Genomic DNA, 2193 nt, shown 5'->3' with positions numbered 1-2193 from the left:
GGGCCGAGTCCAGGTCCACTTCGGCGATCGGGCGCGCGGAGGTCGCCGGTGCGGCGGCGGTGACCTTCGCGGCGGCGGGCCGGGCCGCGGCGGTCTCCTCGATGGTGTTCCAGGCGTGGCAGGAGGGGCAGCGGCCGAGCCACTTGGTGACCTCGTGGCCGCAGTCGGCGCAGCGGTAGGCGGGGCGGGCCGCGCGGGCGTTCTTGGCAGGCACGGCGGGAGGCTATCCGCCGGGCCCGACGACTCCACCGGCCGCAGTGCTCCGGCGAGTCGGCCCCGGACATGCCGAAGGGCCGCCCGCTGGCGGCCCTCCCGAAGCGAAACCGCTGGTCAGTGGTGGCTCGCCCCGCCGGAACCGTGTTCCGGGCGCGGGCTGGAGTCCTCGCCGATCGGCACCTGCACGGTGACCGGTCCGGCCTTGGCGAACACGAAGGTCACCGGAACCGTGACGCCCGGTGTGATCTGCTGCGTGAGGCCGTTCAGCGTGATCGACACCTGCCGCTCGTCGGTGGCGCTGCCCTGCGAGGGCGCCTGCTGCTGCGACGGCTGGCCGCTCTGCGACGGCTGGCCGCCCTGCGAGGTCTGGCCGCTCTGCGACGGCGCACCGTCGGCGTGCAGCGAGCTGTTCGACGGCAGCTCCGTCGTCTGCCCGACCTGCACCGAATTGGCGAAGCTGCTGGTGACCTGGACCAGCTTGTCGTCCTGCGCGCCGCTGTTGATCAAGACGGCCTGCAGCGGCGCCGAGGAACCCGGGCCGTACCGGCCCTGGCCGGTCGGGAAGACCAGCGTCGCGTTGCGCACGCCGATGCCGTTGACATCGCCGCTGCCGCCGGGGACGGCGGCGACCTGGGTGTCGGTCTCGGTCACCTGGCCCGCGCTGCAGCCGGCGAGTGCGACGACGGCGCCCAGGCCCAGTGCGGCCGAGGTCAACCGCACGCGGAAAGCAGTGTGGTGCTGGGGGCGGCTCACGGTGGCAGTGTCCTTCCTGATAGCCGGACGACCGCGTGGCAGCTTAATCGCCCTTCCCGCAGGACCCGAGGCAGACCCCCGTCCGGCGGCGTGCGGCCCGCCCACCGGATGTCCACAATGGATCAATCGAGCCATCCGCGCGGACCTGGCGAAGCACGGCCAGTGGCTGTTTGTCAACCCCCGATCGCGTCCTGACCTGCGATGACGATGGTAGGGCGGTCGAGGCTCGGTTGTCGCTCGTGCTAGGCTGAGCTGAGCGAAAGGGGCAGAGGACACATGGTTTTCAAGGTCGGAGAGACCGTCGTCTACCCGCACCACGGTGCTGCGCTCATCGAAGCAATCGAGACCCGCGTGATCAAGGGCGAGGAAAAGCAGTACCTCGTCCTGCGAGTCGCCCAAGGCGACTTGACCGTGCGCGTTCCTGCGGACAACGCCGAGATCGTCGGTGTTCGGGACGTGGTCGGTCAAGAGGGTCTGGACCATGTCTTCGACGTGCTGCGCGCCCCGCACACCGAGGAACCGACGAACTGGTCCCGGCGGTACAAAGCCAACGTGGAGAAACTCGCCTCCGGCGATGTGAACAAGGTGGCCGAAGTGGTGCGCGACCTCTGGCGGCGCGAAAAGGACCGCGGATTGTCCGCGGGTGAGAAGCGAATGCTCGCGAAGGCCCGGCAAATACTGGTCAGCGAGCTCGCGCTGGCAGAGGGCACCGACGAGGGCAAGGCCGAGTCCCTGTTGGACGAAGTGCTCGCAACGGCCGTCTGATCGGCGGGTCCGGCGAAGCGTGAAAGTGGTGGCCCTGGTTCCGGCCGCCGGGCGCGGGGTGCGCCTGGGGGCCGGGACGCCGAAAGCACTGGTCCCGGTTTCGGGTGAGTCCTTGCTGGTCCGCGCCGTTCGCGGGCTGTTGGAGTCCGGCAGCGTGCACCACGTGGTGGTCGCTGCCCCGCCCGACCAGGTCGATGTCGTGCAGCGGGAGTTGGCGGTGCTCGGTGCCGTCGCGTCGTGGCGGCCGGATTCCGGTTTCGGTGCGAACGTTCCCGAATCACCTGCCGAGGTGTCCGATCCGGCTTCGCCGGTCGGCGTCGTTGCCGGTGGTGCGGACCGGACCGAGTCAGTGCGGCTGGCACTGGCGGCGGCCGAGCGGGCCGTGCCGGATGTCCGGGCGGTGCTGGTGCACGACGCCGCGCGGGCGTTCACCCCGGTGCCGGTGATCCACGAGGTGGC

The 2193-nt window shown here is 70.8% G+C and carries 3 protein-coding genes and 1 pseudogene; 2 read left to right on the top strand and 2 right to left on the bottom strand.

The genetic code is table 11. From position 1 onward, the window contains the following. Together IJH84_RS22835 and IJH84_RS22830 are read right to left on the bottom strand one after the other, a co-directional pair. Positions 1-214: pseudogene (locus IJH84_RS22835) on the bottom strand (DNA repair protein RadA); the annotation flags it as partial. A 116-nt stretch (positions 215-330) separates the two neighbouring features. Next, on the bottom strand, positions 331-969 hold the full coding sequence (locus tag IJH84_RS22830) for a hypothetical protein (protein WP_295148853.1): 639 nt from the start codon (positions 967-969) through the stop codon (positions 331-333). A 276-nt stretch (positions 970-1245) separates the two neighbouring features. Here IJH84_RS22830 and IJH84_RS22825 point away from each other — a divergent pair, with 276 nt between their 5' ends. Next, positions 1246-1734, top strand: coding sequence for a CarD family transcriptional regulator (locus IJH84_RS22825; RefSeq protein ID WP_200068300.1), 489 nt, complete (start codon positions 1246-1248; stop codon positions 1732-1734). A gap of 19 nt (positions 1735-1753) precedes the next feature. Beyond that, positions 1754-2193 (top strand): 2-C-methyl-D-erythritol 4-phosphate cytidylyltransferase (locus IJH84_RS22820; RefSeq protein WP_295148850.1); only part of this gene is annotated, 440 nt, incomplete at its 3' end.

Source organism: Saccharopolyspora sp., from assembly GCF_017434145.1.
Taxonomy (GTDB): domain Bacteria; phylum Actinomycetota; class Actinomycetes; order Mycobacteriales; family Pseudonocardiaceae; genus Saccharopolyspora_C; species Saccharopolyspora_C galaxeae.
Note: the sequence above shows the minus strand (reverse complement) of the source record. Positions and strands in the feature narration are given on the sequence as shown.